The organism is Tateyamaria omphalii (assembly GCF_014651375.1).
Classification (GTDB): domain Bacteria; phylum Pseudomonadota; class Alphaproteobacteria; order Rhodobacterales; family Rhodobacteraceae; genus Tateyamaria; species Tateyamaria omphalii.
Map to the genome: position 1 here is coordinate 26369 of NZ_BMWT01000013.1, position 15182 is coordinate 41550.

Here is a 15182-nt window from a genome sequence, read left to right on the forward strand (position 1 = left end):
CGCCCGGCAATCGGGCGCTGCACCAGTGATTTAGAGACCGGCAAGCAGGTCTTCGAGGGTTGCCTGCCGCGCTGCCCACATTTCGAGCACTTCGTCGCGCGTCATGATGTTCATGGGCGAACCGCCCGCAGCCATACGCTTTTGTACGCGGCCATTTTCGAACATGGTGGGCACGGTTGCCGCCAGTTTGTCGATGATGGGCTGTGGCGTGCCTTTGGGCACCATGACACCGCGGAAGTTGACCGATGCGTTGTCGATGTCAAACCCCTGTTCCTTCATGGTGGGGACATCTGGCAAAAACTCTTCATTCCGTTCCAGATCGAAGACACCGAGGATTTTCACGTTGCCCGCTTCACGCGCGCGGTAAGCGTCGGAAAGGTTGTTCACCCCACCCAGCACTTCGCCCGCGATGACGGCACGCATCGCACCTGCGCCCCCTTTGTTGTTGGGGATATAGGCGAGTTTCACGCCTGCTGCCTTTTCCAGTTGCAGTGCGGCAATGTGGTGACCCACGAACAGACCCGCGCCAGAGAACGTCAGGCCACCCGGGTTTTCCTTGGCGTAGTTGACGACGTCTTCCATGGAGTTGAATTCGCTGTCTGCACCAACAACGAAGACCGCGGGGTCTGCGCCCCAGTTCGCAATCGGTTCAAAGCTGTCGGCAGAGTAGGATACGCCGCCTTCGATCGACTGCGCGATGAAGTGCGGGATGTTGTAAGCCCCCAGCGTGTAGCCGTCAGCCTCGGCTTCGGAGGCGAACCAGTTCCAGCCCACGCGGCCACCCGCGCCGGGACGGTTGACGATGGCGATGGGCATGCCAAGCGCATCTTCATTCCCGGCGGTCATTGTCACGATGCGCGCCTGGAAATCCGTTGCACCACCGGCACCGTAGCTGACCATCATCAGGATGGGCCGTTCCGGATAGGCTTCATGGCCATCGGCTTGTGCCGACCCCGCCATTGCGGCGAGTGCAAGCGCCGCCCCTATGATCCATTTTTTCATTTTATTCCTCCCTTGGGGTTAAATCTGCCGCTTTTGCGGTTCAGAAAAAAATCTCTCGCGGTGTGAAGACATTCAGCAATGCCGCGAAGAGGCCGTACATGACCGCCATGAAGCCAGCGGTGATGAGTATCCGTTTGATCCAGCTTTTAATGTCTGAATGCGGGGCCGGATCGTAGAGCGAAACGAGGACAAAGAAGGCAATGGTGGTTGCCGTGTAGAACCCCAGCCCCTTGGCCGCCCAGAACACATAGATGAGCGCAACAATCAGCCCCGGCAGCATCTTACGCATCGCATTTGCGCTGATCCCGTTCCCGACCTTTGTGCGCCCGAGGATCGCCTTGGCGAACGTCCAGATGGCGAGAACCGCAAAGACCGATGAGATCAGCCGCGGAAAGACAAATGCGTCTGCGGGTTCCTGAGTGAAACTGATATAGGCGACGCTGATGCCGACCCCGGCGATGAGGCCAGAGGCTATGATGTGCTGGCTGCGGGGCAGATCGCTCATGACAGGGCCTCTTCCTTGGCGACGGCATCGTCCTTGGTGGTGTAGCGGCGCGCGGCGATCTCCATCCAGATCGAGTAGCTGATCGAGGCCAGCACAATCAGGATCAAGAACCAGTTGAGCCAGCCGGTGAAGAAGTAGGTGCCCGCTCCAACGGTCGCGTTCGCGATCATGGATCCTTGGATGAAGTTAGCTTCGGCAATGGGCCCCAAGATCAGGCCAAGCACAAGCGGGGCCGCCGAGAACCCGAAACGTTCGAGAAAGTACATGGCCATGCCCAGCGTCGCCATCACATAGACATCGCCCATGGAATTCTGCACCGAGTAGCTTCCGAAAACGGCGAGGCCAAGCACCACCGCCGCCATGACAGCATGCGGCACCCGTGCAACGCTGGCCGCGAGCCCGGCGATGTAGAGCCCGAAAACACACATCAGGATCTGCCCGATCAGCATGGAGTCGATGAAAGTCCAAGCCACCTGTGGGTAGTTCATGAAGAGGTCGGGACCCGGGAAGATACCGTGGATCAGAAGCCCGCCAAGCAGCACCGCCGCCGTGGGCGAGCCAGGAATTGACAGCGTGAGAAGGGGAACAAGAGAAGGGCCAACCATCGCGTTATTGGCACTTTCCGCGGCGATGATCCCTTCGCTGTGACCGGTTCCGAACTTATCGCTTTCCTTGCTGAATTTCTTAGATTGGTCATAGGCCACCAAGCCCGCGATCTGCCCACCGACCCCGGGGATCAGCCCAATGATGGACCCCGTTAGGGTACCGATGGTGAGGGCCGTCTTGCGCTTGATGACTTCGAGAAAGGCCAACCGGATCGGATGCCGTTTGACGCTGATCACCTCAGCATCGTCGCTCGAGCGTCCCTTTGTGAACATGGTGATCACCTGCGGGATGGCGAAGAGACCAATAAGCGCGGGGATCACGTTAATTCCCCCGCTGACCGAGGGATGGAAGATAAAGCGTTGTGCGCCCATGATGTCGTCAAAGCCAATGGTCGCAAGCCAAAGGCCGATGCACCCGGACAGCAAACCCTTCACGACCGAGCTGGAATCGAGTGTACCAATCACTGTCACTCCGAGGATTGCCAACCAGAAGAGGTGGGATGGTCCAAATGCCAGCGCCCATTGCGCAAGAACGGGGGTCAAGAAAATCAACAGGAAGACGCCGAACAATCCGCCCACTGCCGAGGCGAGAAAGGAAAGCTGCAGCGCCTTGGCTCCTTCGCCTTTGGTGGCCATGGTGTGGCCATCCAGCGTCGTGGCGATATTGGCCGGAGCACCCGGGATTTTCAGCAAGATCGCACTCACTGCGCCGCCTGCCACGGTCGACGTGTAAGCGGCCCCCAGCAAGATCAGCCCTTGTTGCGGTTCCAGTTGAAAGGTGAAGGGGATCAGCAACGCCACGGCCATTGTTGGCGAAAGCCCGGGCGTAGCCCCGAGGATCAGGCCGCCAATGGTGCCAAGCAAAAGCAACCCGAAATTGATCGGGGTGAAGACATCGCCCATGTAGAACAGAAAGTCCATCAGGCCCAACTCCTCCCAAACTCAGGCTTGACCAGATACGCTAAGCGATGAAAATAGTTTTGCAAATGTTTTCATAAATTTCTGGATTTGGACGCTTAGGTGGCTGAAACAAAAGCGAAAAAAGTGGATATCCTGACCGTGGCAAAAGCTGCGCGCGTGTCAGCGTCTACGGTGTCACGCTACTTCAACCATCCCGATTTACTAAAGCCCGCGACGCGTAAGCGCATCGATTCCGCTGTGCGCAGAACAGGATACATTCGAAATCGCGCAGCCCAAACGATCCACGGTATTCGGTCCGGAACGATTGGCGTACTTATCCCGACATTGGATCATGCGATCTTTGCCGAAGTTGTGCAGGCTTTTTCCGATACCGTGGCCGAAAAGGGATTTACCATTCTTCTCGCGTCGCATGGTTATGACCTGCAGCGCGAATACGCGATCTTGCGCAAGTTCCTTGAACATCGCGTGGATGGGGTCGTTCTGACGGGTCTGGATCATGACGATGCCGTGTTTCAGCTTCTCGACCAGCAAGAAATACCTTGCGTTCTGATGTGGAACCACGCAACCGGATCGCGCTTTCCCTGCATCGGAGCCGACAATGAGAAGGCTGGGCGCATGATTGCGGAGCATGTCCTGTCATTGGGGCACCGGAGGATCGGTTGCATGTTTCCACCCACCGAAGGCAATGACCGGGCACTTGCCCGGCGCGACATCGTGTTGCAGACCTTGAAAAACGAAGGTGTATCCGTTCCTGATGCCTGGTCGCTCACCACAGTTTACAGCATCTCGGAGTCGAAGGCCGATGCTTTGAGGCTGTTTTCAGAACCCGACCGACCCACCGCTTTGATCTGTGGCAACGATATCCTTGCAACCGGGGCACTCTATGGCGCCAAGGCGGCGGGGCTGTTGGTGCCGGACGATATCTCGATCGTTGGGATCGGTGATTTCAAAGGGTCGTCGGACATCGAACCTGCGTTGACGACGGTGCGCCTTCCAGCAAAGCGCATCGGTCACGAAGCGGGCAAGGCTTTGGTCGCGGCGATTGTCGAACAAGACGGGTGTGATCCGTGCAGTTTGCACTGTGAACCCACACTCATCCTGCGCCATTCCGCGAAGGCGAAACAGTAGGGGCACGGGAAGATCAACGAGACACCTTTCGAATGTTCAAAGGCGGTGGCTTCACGATCCTCTGCGGCGTCAGGCGCGCGCTTTCTCTCTTTTGGGATCAAGGAAGGGCAGATCGACAATCGTTGCACCCAGACGCTTCATGTGTCCGTCCAGTTTGCCGACTTCCAGTTCTGTCCCAGTTACGGCGTTTTCAATAGCGACACGTGCCATGCCGATGGCATGACCCAATTGAGGTGAGGCGCATGCGCTGGTGATCACACCCACCTGTTCGCGACCAATAAACACACCATCCCCATGATGGGGCACTTCATTGCCGGACATATGCAAACCAACAAGTCGGCGACGTGGTGCGGTGTTGTTGCGTTCCAGTGCTGCCCGTCCGATAAATTCGGGTTTGCCGAAATCGACCGCGAACCCCAACCCGGCTTCAAACGCGTCCGCTTCGGGGCCAAATTCGGCGCCCGAGATCATCAGCCCTGCTTCAATCCGCAGCATCTCCAACGCATGACCGCCCATCGGAACCATGCCAAGCGGAGCGCCTTCCGCGACAAGGGCGTCCCAGATGGCGACAGCGTCATTGCGATCACAGAAAATCTCGTACCCGAGTTCGCCGGTGAAGCCGGTCCGGCAAAGCATGAACACCGGCCCGTCACGATCACGAAGCCGGGCAATGGTAAAGCCAAACCAGTTGAGATTGTCGATTGTGGGGCGCGATGGTTGTGTGAACACCAACTTTCGCAGGATATCCCGCGACTTTGGTCCCTGCAGCGCAAGGTTCTGCATTTTGTCGCCATGGCTGAGTACGCGGACATTCAAACAGTGTGCCTCGGCTTGCTCGCGCAGATGCAGGCCGGAATTGTCCGATCCACAGCACCAGCGAAATGCCGTGGGTTCCAGTCGGAACAATGTGCCATCGTCCAGAACCGTTCCACGCTCGTCGCATATCAAGGCATAGAGCCCGCGGTGCACCGACAGTTTGGCGACATTCCGGGTCATGCACAGTTGCAACAGCTCTTCTGCATCCGGTCCGATGATGTCAAACTTCCTGAGCCCTGACATGTCCTGAAGCGTCGCCGCCTCCTTGCACGCCCAGTACTCGGCCACCGCGCCGGTCGCGTCATATTGTGTCGGCATCCAGAGTTGCCGGGCTACCTGGTAGTTGCTTGTCAGTTTCGAAATGCGCTGGTGGAACGCGGAATGGGTTGTCATCTGTGCTGCCTCACCGGGGTTCGATCTCCAAGACACCGCGTGCTGGATATCGCTGCTCTCTTCATAAATACGCACGTGAACATCCGTAGGGTTCCAGCCATTGATGGGATCGACATCGTCGGGGCAGGCGGTGGACACACAAACCAGATCCGTCAACGCCTGAAGGGCGACATAGTCTCCAGGGCGCGACCATGCTTCATCCGTGGCGATGTGATGGTCCTGCCAGTCGATCCACGAATTAAAAAAGAAGTTGATCGCGGGCCATGCGCGACGTTCCTGAATGCCATAAGGCGCAAATGCCGCGCTGATATTGTCAGAACAGTTGATGTGGCCGGGAAAGCCGCGTTCCTCGTACCCACGCGCTGTGCACGCCAGCGCAAATGTATCGTGCCGACCGACCGTATCCTGACGCACTGCGAGCAGCGGATTGATGTCCTGGTCAAAGAACTTGTCGTGCAAACCGGGAAGCGGATACGCGCTGCGTGTCTGTGTCCGAGACACGGTGCTGTCGATGAATCGCTCGAGTCCGCGATCCAGCGCATCACTGCGCATCGCCATGAAGTCAGAACACTGCTGTCCTTCGACATCGATGATCTGAACGAATTGCCCCTTTTTCAGAGAGTAGGCCTTGGCTGTCCCACGACTGACCCGCCATTCGTCAACCACGCGCCCCAACGGTTCTGGCAGCGTTGCTTCGTTGATTGCGTTGCTTGGAGGCTGGATCGACAGCGCAGCAAATCCGCCACCGCCGGTGCTGATGTAGTCAGGCGATACCGGAACGATGCAGAACAGATGAGCGTCTTGCGACATCGTTGCGATATGGATGTCGCCGGGCACGTCAGATGCGTCAAAAATACGTAGCCCGCGGCCATGGTTGAGCTGACTGTCGCGGTTCTGGGCTAGCATCTGCATCTGCCTTGTGTCGAAGCCATCGGCAGGCAGCGGTTGCCCGGCATCGCCAACCCCCTCAAATGCTGAGAGACCAAATGCGCGCTCGCTGTCCGTCAGCGCTGTCAACCAGACATCACGCCCGCCGTCTACATTTGTGATCGAAATGACAGAACCTGCTTTGACGCGCATCCTGCTTGCTTCGCCATAACGGATGTCGCGCCGCAGAGAGACCGCATCCTTTAAGCCCTGGTATCGTGTACGGGCAGGCGACGGCATGTCGCTTCGTTTTAACACTTGGCTGTTCCCTGTTTGGTTCAGGCCGCAGATTGTGATTGCGCAACGCAACCAGAATTATCTGAACGCTTGGGAGCGGCTTTGGTCAAGTATCTGCTGCGCCACTTTCCGACTGGCGTGGCGAAATCTGGCGCATGTGCCATGTCCCGGCGGTTCCGTTTGTCACGAACGGAATTGAAAGTGTGGCCGAGCAGATCAGGCAGCCGGCTCTGGATCCTCTGTATTTTGTTTCTCTGCACAATCCTGATGCATGCACGCTGGGGCGGCACGAGCACCTGGCCCTGGCTATGCCCGGTACAGCGAGGTGGTCTGGCACCGCATCGTTTGAGTGTCCGGGTGCGCCTCATCGACGGGCAATGCTTCACTGCCTATTCAGAATGCTTCAGTGGTAGAAAACCACGCCCCAAGGGCCTCCATGCGCAAACTGTCAAGATCGTCGCCCCGATGGCTGCCAGCACAAAAGGTGAAACGAGTGCCAGCGAACGTGACATGGCATCTTCAGCCCCGCTGACGACGAGCCCGGACAGCAGCAAGCCGATGGGCATCATGCCCCAGGCCAGCAGGCGGTAGATGCTGTTTACGCGTCCAAGCAAAGCGTCGGGAATGTATCTTTGGCGGTAAGATACTGAAACGGTATTCCAAATAAGGCCTGTGAATTCGAACAACGCCAGTACCAGTGCCAACACGTAACCGTTTGGTGCAAAAGGGATAATGGCAAAGGCGACCGCAGACGCCAGCGTCATCCATTGGGCGGCTTTATTCTGGCCAATGACTTTTATCACGCGGTCCGCGACCAAACCTCCGGCAATCCCCCCAACCGCGCCAGCGGCGAGGATCAGTCCGTACCCCTGCGCTCCAATCCCGAGGTTTTCCTGCACATGCAAGATCAGTGCGATTACGACCATCTGATGCAGCAGGTTCCAAATGCCGGTGATCACGGCAAGCACCTGAAGAAAAGGGGCTGCCCGCAAGAAGGCGATACCTTCAGCCAGATCGGCGCGCAGTGAGCTTTGTTGTGTGCGCGTTGGTTTGAAATTGCCGGGCAGCGTCAGGATGAGCAGTGCGGCGAGCGCGAACATTAAGGCATTTATGGAAAAAGGCGCCCAGATCAGGGCGGCAATCAGGAATGCACCAAGCGCTGGACCAAGCAGCGAATTGCCGACCAGCTCAACGCTCCAGAGCCGCCCGTTGGCCTTCTCAAGCTCGCTGTGTGGCACGAGTGCCGGCAACATGGTTTGAGCGGCATTGTCCCGGAACACCTCTGCCGTGCCCACAAGCAGCGCACAGGCCAGGAGCGCATAAAACAGAAAGGGGTCCGATGTTCCGTTGTCGGGGGCCGGTGCAAGCGGTGACGCGGTCCACACCAGAACCGTAGCGGAGCCAAAGGCAACGGCCCGCAACACGTCCATGCCCAGAATGAGCTGCCTGCGATCCACGCGGTCCGTCACTACTCCGGCGGGTAGGGCAAACAAGAACCACGGCAGTCGCAGCGCAATCGGCATGAGCGCGATCAAAAGAGGATCGCGGCTGAGCAGCGAAGCGATCCACGCCCACACAACCACGGCTATGCCGTCCGCCAGATTTGTCATGCCGCTCGCGGCAATGAAACGGGGCAGACGGTTGGGATTGGACATGGTCACCTCGTTACATGCGATGAACCATGTCTAGGGGCTTAAGTGGACTTGAGGTCAAGCCCCAAACGGATGTCCAGTTTTCGTTTGCGGCTTTGACTCAGGAGATGCTCGGCAATCATTCATATTGGTGACGAATGGATATACTTTCTCCATTTTCGCGCGTGATCTCGCGTGCATAGAACTCGTTCAGCAAAAGATCGTTGTCGAGGATACCCGACACTCGGATGCGCTCGCCGCTTTTCAGGTCAATCATTTGCGGACCCAGGTACACTCGCACTGCGCCAGACTCGTCGCGCAGCCGGATTTCATCACTGTCGAAAAACCTGTCCACAACACCTTCGACGGTGGCGGTTTGGCCACGTTGCACACTGGAGATGGGTACAACTTCGGACAGTGCCGGAGTCGCGATGCCAATGGCGATCGCCACAGACAGGAAAAAGTGCATGAGATCCTCGTTTTGTTGAATGCCTGACTAATTTAGTGTGATTTGAGAGCTTCGCAAGTGAGCCGAACATGAGATACGCGAAACGACGCTGACCCGGGGGCCTGCTGTCCGTCCGGTTTCGCTCTGGTCTTCGCTGCGCCCGAACGCTAGCGTGCCGCTGAATTGATCCGGCAGGTCCTGATGTCCCCCAACACACTCGGCGCGCTTTTGATGATGGCGTCCATGGCTTCGTTCACGATCAATGATGCGTTGATCAAATTGACGGATGGCGCAGTGCCGTTGATGCAATTGCTGGTGATCCGGGGTGTGCTGTCATCGGTTTTGATCCTGTGTCTGGCCCGATGGTTGGGAAGCATCCACTTTCGCATTGCGGCGCGCGACTGGGCATTGATCGGGGTGCGGTCCGTGGCAGAGGTCGGTGCGGCCTACTTCTTCATCACCGCGCTTTTGAACATGCCGTTGGCCAATGTGACGGCAATCTTGCAGGTCTTGCCCCTGACCGTTGCGGTCGGGGCTGCGTTGCTGTTCCAGGAACCATTGGGCTGGCGCCGTATGTCGGCCATCCTGCTGGGCTTCATGGGTATGCTTTTGATCGTGCGGCCCGGGGCGGAAGGGTTTTCGCTGTGGTCGGTCTATGCCCTGATTGCCGTGTTGTGCGTCACGGTGCGCGATCTGGCGACGCGTCGATTGTCATCCGAGGTGCCGTCCATGACCGTCACATGGGTTGCCGCGCTGACCGTGACCGTCTTTGCCGGTGTCGCGTCGACCACCGCGGAATGGGTCCCGATTGACACGCGGCTGGCGCTGCTTATCGGCGGCGCATCGGTCTTTATCATTGGTGGCTATTTCTTTTCCGTGCAGGTGATGCGGGTTGGTGAAATCAGCTTTATCGCGCCGTTCCGATATACGGGCCTTGTGTGGGCCTTGGTGCTGGGGTGGTTGGTCTTTGGGGACTGGCCATCGTCTCTGACCTTGATCGGGGCTGCCATCGTGGTCGCAACCGGTCTGTTCACCCTGTACCGCGAACGGAAGGTCTCAGCGCGCTGAGAACACGCGGCGCACATGATCAATGTCGACCGCGAAACGGTCGCGAAAGAGCTGTTCCTGTTCAGATGTCAGTGAGTCGACCGGAACCGGTTTGACATTTTTCTGTCGGCTGTCGTTGTATCCGTTGTGCGTGCGCACAAACATGTCCGGGTCGGCATAGGTGACGCATGGCATGAATTGCGGGATGCGTTCATGCATGAAGTTGTGGATCGTCATCTTGCAGTCCCCCTGAATGTACATGCCCAGGGCCGACACGTAGAAGGCGCGGTGGATCTGCGTGGCTGAAATGCCCTGTGCGCCGACCTCAGCCACATAACCCTGGTTCCAGTCCAGTCCGATGGTCTTGTGTTTTTTTGTCAGCGGGCGGATGTCTTTGGCGGCGTCGCGCAGCTTTTCAATGAAGTCGATGGCACATGCGTCGTCATCATCATGACGAAACTGGATGCAGGGATTCGAGGGATTGCGGCGGGCATTGTTCAGCAATGCCTTGGACATTTCGCGGCTGGGGTGGGGTGGTTCGGCGATGATCTGTACCTGCTTCATGTCCGATGTCAGGTCGTGCAGGCGATCCCGGTGCTGTTTTGGAAACTGATCCCCAATCAGGATCAGCAGATCAAAGTCCTGATCTGTCTGCGCCCGAAGGCAGGGCAGGGCCATGGTTTCAAGCAGCCTGAATCGCTCTTCCAGCCGATCATGTGCCCAGAGATAAGCCGTCCGGTCCTCGATGCTTTCATGACCCACCTGAAAGCCTCCGATCGCAGGGTAGGAGAAGCGGCACAGCCCGATGATTTGCATGAGGGTTTGCCCTTTTGCTTAGTCAACGGCTCGGCGTTGAGCTTCGACGGCGACCTTTTCATAGCTGCGCCCCATACGCACTTCGTCAACATAGATCATTTGTGTTGGCATGGGCCCGCGGTGCTGACTGACGAAAGACCGGTAGATACCGTATTTAAAGTAGTACGCCTTGGGCGCATAATTCTGATTGTAATTGTGCGCTGCCACACGCGTCCCGTTCTTGTACACTTCGATGGTGCCAGGTGCTGTTTTGGTGTTCACCCGCACAACGAAGTCTGTCCATTTGCCGCGCAGTTCACGAATGGATGCAAGGTTATAGTCCTTGATGTCATTGCGTACATTGTCGAATGGGCCTGAAAGCACGTGCACACGCAGGAAGTAGCGGTCCGCTAGCATCTCCATCTGAAACACGCCCGGCTCGGATGGAAAACCACCTGTAAAGCCGGTCGGACCGCCCTTCATCTTTACTTGGCCCATGGTCGTGCGGACACGCGAACTTGTTTTGAAATCTGGTGGCAGATAGATCGAGAACCCAATCCATTGATCCGTGCCTGCACGCCAATCCTTCTTGACATAAAGCTCGGATCGTTCCCGGTCGTTGTCGCAATCACTCCATCCATCGTCCCAGCCGCAATCGCCTGCGCGGACCTCAAAACGCTGGGCGCGTTTGCCCAGGCGCGATAACCCTTTGACCTTGGCAAAGCCATGTTCGGTATTGTTGTGCTTCAAGCTTCTTTCCACTGGGGGGCGTTGGGCATCTGCGGATTGCGGCAGAGCAAAGGCGAGGGCGGTCAAGCAGAGCAGACCCAGAAGCGCTAAAGTTTTCATTTTCCGTCCGAATTTGTATAGTGAGCAGGTCTAGCGGCGAACCCGCGCGCCTGTCTAGCTAAACGACAAAAGGGTATCCTTGGGAAACTGCTGCATCGGCCTTGTGTTGTTGGTGTCCGCCCTGTTGACACCCTCAGAGACTCGCCATATACGCGCGCTATCTCGGCAAGGGGGTCGCCCCGGCACCGAAATCAAAACTTAAGTGGACACGATCCGGCCCCTGCATTGGCCCGATCCTCTGGAAACCCACCGCGTCGCCCCGACAACCGGAGCGATTGCGGTTTTTGCGCTGTTGTGGACGCACAGACAGCGATGGAATTGAAACCGCGGGTTGGACCCGCATGACACATGTGTTGATGAGACGGGGAAAGAACCTGCAATGCCAACGATCCAACAGCTGATCCGCAAGCCGCGGCAGCCCAAAGTAAAACGCTCGAAGTCGCTTCACCTTGAGGGCAACCCTCAGAAGCGCGGCGTGTGTACCCGTGTGTACACCACCACACCCAAGAAGCCGAACTCGGCCATGCGGAAGGTTGCCAAGGTGCGCCTGACCAATGGTTACGAGGTCATCAGCTACATCCCCGGCGAGAGCCACAACCTGCAAGAGCACTCGGTTGTGTTGATCCGCGGCGGTCGTGTCAAAGACCTTCCTGGTGTGCGTTACCACATCCTGCGCGGTGTTCTGGATACCCAGGGCGTCAAAGATCGTAAGCAACGTCGTTCGAAATACGGCGCCAAGCGCCCCAAATAAGGAGAGCAGCAGATGTCACGTCGTCACGCCGCCGAGAAACGCGAAGTCCTGCCCGACGCCAAGTATGGTGATAAGGTGCTGACCAAATTCATGAACAACATGATGCTGGACGGAAAGAAATCGACTGCCGAGCGTATTGTTTACAACGCGCTTGATCGCGTTGAGAGCAAAATCAAGCGCGCACCCGTGGAGGTGTTCCACGAAGCGCTGGACAACATCAAACCTTCCGTCGAAGTGCGTTCGCGCCGCGTCGGTGGTGCCACCTACCAGGTGCCTGTTGAAGTTCGTCCCGAGCGCCGCGAAGCGCTGGCTATCCGCTGGCTGATCACAGCCAGCCGGGGCCGGAACGAAAACACGATGGAAGAACGCCTCGCCGGTGAACTGCTCGACGCTGTACAGTCGCGCGGTACTGCCGTGAAGAAGCGCGAAGACACGCACAAGATGGCCGACGCCAACAAAGCGTTCAGCCACTACCGTTGGTAATCCAGACACCCTGAGGAAGCAGCCCCATGGCACGCGAATATCCGCTCGACCGCTACCGCAACTTCGGCATCATGGCTCACATCGATGCTGGCAAGACCACATGTTCGGAACGCATCCTGTACTACACAGGCAAGTCCCACAACATCGGTGAGGTGCACGATGGTGCAGCCACCATGGACTGGATGGAGCAAGAGCAGGAACGCGGGATCACCATCACCTCGGCTGCGACCACCACGTTCTGGGAGCGCACAGAGGATGGCAAGACTGCCGAAACCGAAAAGCACCGCCTGAACATCATCGATACTCCCGGCCACGTTGACTTCACCATTGAAGTTGAGCGTTCGCTGGCTGTTCTCGACGGTGCTGTTTGTGTTCTGGACGCCAACGCTGGTGTTGAGCCGCAGACTGAAACCGTTTGGCGTCAGGCTGACCGCTACAAGGTCCCGCGCATGGTTTTCGTCAACAAGATGGACAAGATCGGCGCCGACTTCTTCAACTGCGTGCGCATGATCGAAGACCGCACCGGTGCCCGTGCTGTGCCCGTCGGTATTCCGATCGGTGCCGAGACCGAGCTGGAAGGTCTGGTTGATCTGGTCACCATGGAAGAGTGGCTGTGGCAGGGCGAAGATCTGGGCGCATCCTGGATCAAAGCTCCCATCCGTACCGAGCTGGCCGACATGGCCGCCGAGTGGCGCGAGAAGATGATCGAAGCCGCCGTCGAGCAAGACGACGACGCGATGGAAGCCTATCTTGAAGGCAATGAACCCGACGTTCCGACGCTGCGCAAACTGCTGCGCAAGGGCACGCTGGCGCTGGACTTCGTTCCGGTTCTGGGTGGTTCGGCCTTTAAAAACAAAGGTGTACAGCCGCTGCTGAACGCTGTGATCGACTATCTGCCCAGCCCGCTGGACGTTGTTGATTACATGGGCTTCAAACCCGGTGACGAAGAAGAAACCCGTAACATCGCCCGCCGTGCGGATGATGACATGGCGTTCTCCGGCCTCGCCTTCAAAATCATGAACGACCCCTTCGTGGGCTCGCTGACCTTCGTTCGTATCTACTCGGGCACCCTGAACAAGGGCGACTCGATGCTGAACTCGACCAAGGGCAACAACGAGCGCGTCGGTCGTATGATGATGATGCACTCGAACGACCGTGACGAAATCACCGAAGCCTATGCGGGCGACATCATCGCGTTGGGTGGGCTGAAGAACACCACAACCGGTGATACGCTGTGCGACAAGGGTGACCCGGTGGTTCTAGAAACGATGAACTTCCCTGATCCGGTGATCGAGATCGCGGTTGAGCCCAAAACCAAGGGCGACCAGGAGAAGATGTCCCAAGGTCTGGCCCGTCTGGCTGCCGAAGACCCGTCCTTCCGCGTGGAAACTGACCTCGAAAGCGGTCAGACCATCATGAAGGGCATGGGCGAACTTCACCTCGACATCCTCGTGGATCGTCTGAAGCGTGAATTCAAGGTCGAAGCCAATATCGGTGCGCCGCAAGTGGCCTACCGTGAGACCATCGGTCACGAGGTCGAGCACACCTACACCCACAAGAAACAGTCGGGTGGTTCGGGTCAGTTTGCCGAGGTGAAAATGATCATCACCCCGACAGAGCCCGGCGAAGGTTACTCGTTCGAGAGCCGCATCGTTGGTGGTGCCGTGCCGAAGGAATACATCCCCGGTGTTGAAAAAGGCATCAATTCGGTCATGGACAGCGGTCCGTTGGCGGGCTTTCCCGTGATCGACTTCAAGGTGGCCCTGATCGACGGTAAGTTCCACGACGTTGACTCCAGCGTTCTCGCCTTCGAAATCGCGGCCCGCATGGGCATGCGCGAAGGTATGAAGAAAGCTGGCGCCAAGCTGCTCGAGCCGATCATGAAGGTCGAGGTCATCACGCCTGAAGAATACACCGGTGGTATCATCGGTGACCTGACATCGCGTCGGGGTCAGGTATCGGGCCAGGAGAACCGCGGCAACGCCATCGCCATCGATGCGATGGTGCCGCTGGCCAACATGTTCGGCTACATCAACACCCTGCGTTCGATGTCGTCGGGCCGCGCCCAGTTCACCATGCAGTTCGACCACTATGATCCCGTGCCGCAGAACATCAGCGACGAGATTCAGGCGAAATACGCTTAATCGGGAAGGCGGGGTGAACCCCGCCCTACCACCCACCGTAGGGCGGGGTTCACCCCGCCACCCTTGAGACAAAGAGGAGCCTTAAGATGGCAAAGGAAAAGTTTGAACGTACGAAGCCGCACGTTAACATTGGCACGATTGGCCACGTTGACCACGGCAAGACGACGCTGACGGCGGCGATCACGAAGTATTTTGGTGATTTCCAGGCATATGACCAGATCGACGGCGCGCCCGAAGAGAAAGCGCGTGGGATCACGATCTCGACCGCGCACGTGGAATACGAAACCGACGCGCGTCACTACGCCCACGTCGACTGCCCCGGCCACGCCGACTACGTCAAGAACATGATCACCGGTGCGGCGCAGATGGACGGCGCGATCCTGGTTGTGAACGCGGCTGACGGCCCGATGCCCCAGACGCGCGAGCACATCCTGCTGGGCCGCCAGGTTGGCATCCCGAAGATCGTCGTGTTCATGAACAAAGTGGACCAGGTCGACGAC

The 15182-nt window shown here is 57.8% G+C and carries 14 protein-coding genes; 6 read left to right on the plus strand and 8 right to left on the minus strand.

Annotated features, from left to right (window positions below; translation table 11 throughout):
• Positions 1-30: 30 nt before the first annotated feature.
• The 3 genes from IE087_RS23015 to IE087_RS23025 are packed head-to-tail and all read right to left on the minus strand — an operon-like array spanning position 31 to position 3033.
• Entirely contained in the window at positions 31-1002 is a 972-nt protein-coding gene (locus IE087_RS23015) for a tripartite tricarboxylate transporter substrate binding protein (RefSeq protein WP_189371932.1), read from the minus strand.
• 40 nt (positions 1003-1042) lie between these two features.
• Positions 1043-1507 carry a tripartite tricarboxylate transporter TctB family protein gene (locus tag IE087_RS23020; RefSeq protein ID WP_189371933.1) on the minus strand — a complete coding sequence of 155 codons (465 nt, stop codon included), beginning with the start codon at positions 1505-1507 and terminating at the stop codon, positions 1043-1045.
• The gene (locus tag IE087_RS23025) at positions 1504-3033 is read right to left on the minus strand and encodes a tripartite tricarboxylate transporter permease (RefSeq protein WP_189371934.1); all 1530 of its coding nucleotides are present in this window, start codon (positions 3031-3033) and stop codon (positions 1504-1506) included. Before IE087_RS23025 ends, IE087_RS23020 begins: the two co-directional genes overlap by 4 nt.
• 99 nt (positions 3034-3132) lie before the next feature.
• Here IE087_RS23025 and IE087_RS23030 point away from each other — a divergent pair, with 99 nt between their 5' ends.
• Positions 3133-4161 carry a LacI family DNA-binding transcriptional regulator gene (locus IE087_RS23030; RefSeq protein ID WP_189371935.1) on the plus strand — a complete coding sequence of 343 codons (1029 nt, stop codon included), beginning with the start codon at positions 3133-3135 and terminating at the stop codon, positions 4159-4161.
• Positions 4162-4230: 69 nt separating this feature from the next.
• Here the strand turns inward: IE087_RS23030 and IE087_RS23035 are convergent, their stop codons facing one another.
• The 3 genes from IE087_RS23035 to IE087_RS23045 all read right to left on the minus strand — a co-directional run bounded on the left by IE087_RS23035 (position 4231) and on the right by IE087_RS23045 (position 8634).
• Complete coding sequence (locus IE087_RS23035; RefSeq protein WP_229801551.1) at positions 4231-6555, minus strand: DUF1989 domain-containing protein; 2325 nt, start codon at positions 6553-6555, stop codon at positions 4231-4233.
• Positions 6556-6923: 368 nt separating this feature from the next.
• Positions 6924-8189 (minus strand): MFS transporter, encoded by a 1266-nt coding sequence (locus IE087_RS23040; protein ID WP_189371936.1) that lies wholly within the window; start codon positions 8187-8189, stop codon positions 6924-6926.
• Positions 8190-8304: 115 nt separating this feature from the next.
• Positions 8305-8634: a hypothetical protein gene (locus IE087_RS23045; protein WP_189371937.1), complete on the minus strand. Its 330-nt coding sequence runs from the start codon at positions 8632-8634 to the stop codon at positions 8305-8307.
• A 180-nt stretch (positions 8635-8814) separates the two neighbouring features.
• On the opposite strand from IE087_RS23045, the gene IE087_RS23050 reads away from it, so the two are divergent.
• Positions 8815-9681 (plus strand): DMT family transporter, encoded by an 867-nt coding sequence (locus IE087_RS23050; RefSeq protein ID WP_189371938.1) that lies wholly within the window; start codon positions 8815-8817, stop codon positions 9679-9681.
• On the opposite strand, the gene IE087_RS23055 is transcribed toward IE087_RS23050, so the two are convergent.
• Together IE087_RS23055 and IE087_RS23060 are read right to left on the minus strand one after the other, a co-directional pair.
• Positions 9670-10476 carry a putative rhamnosyl transferase gene (locus IE087_RS23055; RefSeq protein ID WP_189371939.1) on the minus strand — a complete coding sequence of 269 codons (807 nt, stop codon included), beginning with the start codon at positions 10474-10476 and terminating at the stop codon, positions 9670-9672. The genes IE087_RS23050 and IE087_RS23055 overlap by 12 nt on opposite strands.
• An 18-nt stretch (positions 10477-10494) precedes the next feature.
• A complete protein-coding gene (locus tag IE087_RS23060) occupies positions 10495-11304 on the minus strand; it encodes a heparin lyase I family protein (RefSeq protein WP_189371940.1) in 810 nt (269 codons plus the stop codon).
• Between the two features lie 379 nt (positions 11305-11683).
• Here IE087_RS23060 and rpsL point away from each other — a divergent pair, with 379 nt between their 5' ends.
• The 4 genes from rpsL to IE087_RS23080 form a co-directional block, all read left to right on the plus strand.
• The gene (gene rpsL / locus IE087_RS23065) at positions 11684-12055 is read left to right on the plus strand and encodes a 30S ribosomal protein S12 (RefSeq protein ID WP_109385713.1); all 372 of its coding nucleotides are present in this window, start codon (positions 11684-11686) and stop codon (positions 12053-12055) included.
• 12 nt (positions 12056-12067) lie between these two features.
• A complete protein-coding gene (gene rpsG, locus IE087_RS23070) occupies positions 12068-12538 on the plus strand; it encodes a 30S ribosomal protein S7 (protein WP_189371941.1) in 471 nt (156 codons plus the stop codon).
• Between the two features lie 26 nt (positions 12539-12564).
• Complete coding sequence (gene fusA / locus IE087_RS23075) at positions 12565-14682, plus strand: elongation factor G (protein ID WP_189371942.1); 2118 nt, start codon at positions 12565-12567, stop codon at positions 14680-14682.
• A gap of 86 nt (positions 14683-14768) precedes the next feature.
• On the plus strand, positions 14769-15182 hold a 414-nt coding region (locus tag IE087_RS23080), incomplete at its 3' end, for a GTP-binding protein (protein ID WP_189368279.1).

Bases quoted from the DNA above. Each gene is read 5' to 3' on its own strand.
- fusA (WP_189371942.1), top strand. From the start codon at position 12,565: ATGGCACGCGAATATCCGCTCGACCGCTACCGCAACTTCGGCATCATG.
- rpsG (WP_189371941.1), top strand. From the start codon at position 12,068: ATGTCACGTCGTCACGCCGCCGAGAAACGCGAAGTCCTGCCCGACGCC.
- IE087_RS23045 (WP_189371937.1), bottom strand. From the start codon at position 8,634: ATGCACTTTTTCCTGTCTGTGGCGATCGCCATTGGCATCGCGACTCCG.
- IE087_RS23060 (WP_189371940.1), bottom strand. From the start codon at position 11,304: ATGAAAACTTTAGCGCTTCTGGGTCTGCTCTGCTTGACCGCCCTCGCC.
- IE087_RS23025 (WP_189371934.1), bottom strand. From the start codon at position 3,033: ATGGACTTTCTGTTCTACATGGGCGATGTCTTCACCCCGATCAATTTC.
- IE087_RS23055 (WP_189371939.1), bottom strand. From the start codon at position 10,476: ATGCAAATCATCGGGCTGTGCCGCTTCTCCTACCCTGCGATCGGAGGC.
- IE087_RS23015 (WP_189371932.1), bottom strand. From the start codon at position 1,002: ATGAAAAAATGGATCATAGGGGCGGCGCTTGCACTCGCCGCAATGGCG.
- rpsL (WP_109385713.1), top strand. From the start codon at position 11,684: ATGCCAACGATCCAACAGCTGATCCGCAAGCCGCGGCAGCCCAAAGTA.
- IE087_RS23050 (WP_189371938.1), top strand. From the start codon at position 8,815: ATGTCCCCCAACACACTCGGCGCGCTTTTGATGATGGCGTCCATGGCT.
- IE087_RS23040 (WP_189371936.1), bottom strand. From the start codon at position 8,189: ATGTCCAATCCCAACCGTCTGCCCCGTTTCATTGCCGCGAGCGGCATG.
- IE087_RS23020 (WP_189371933.1), bottom strand. From the start codon at position 1,507: ATGAGCGATCTGCCCCGCAGCCAGCACATCATAGCCTCTGGCCTCATC.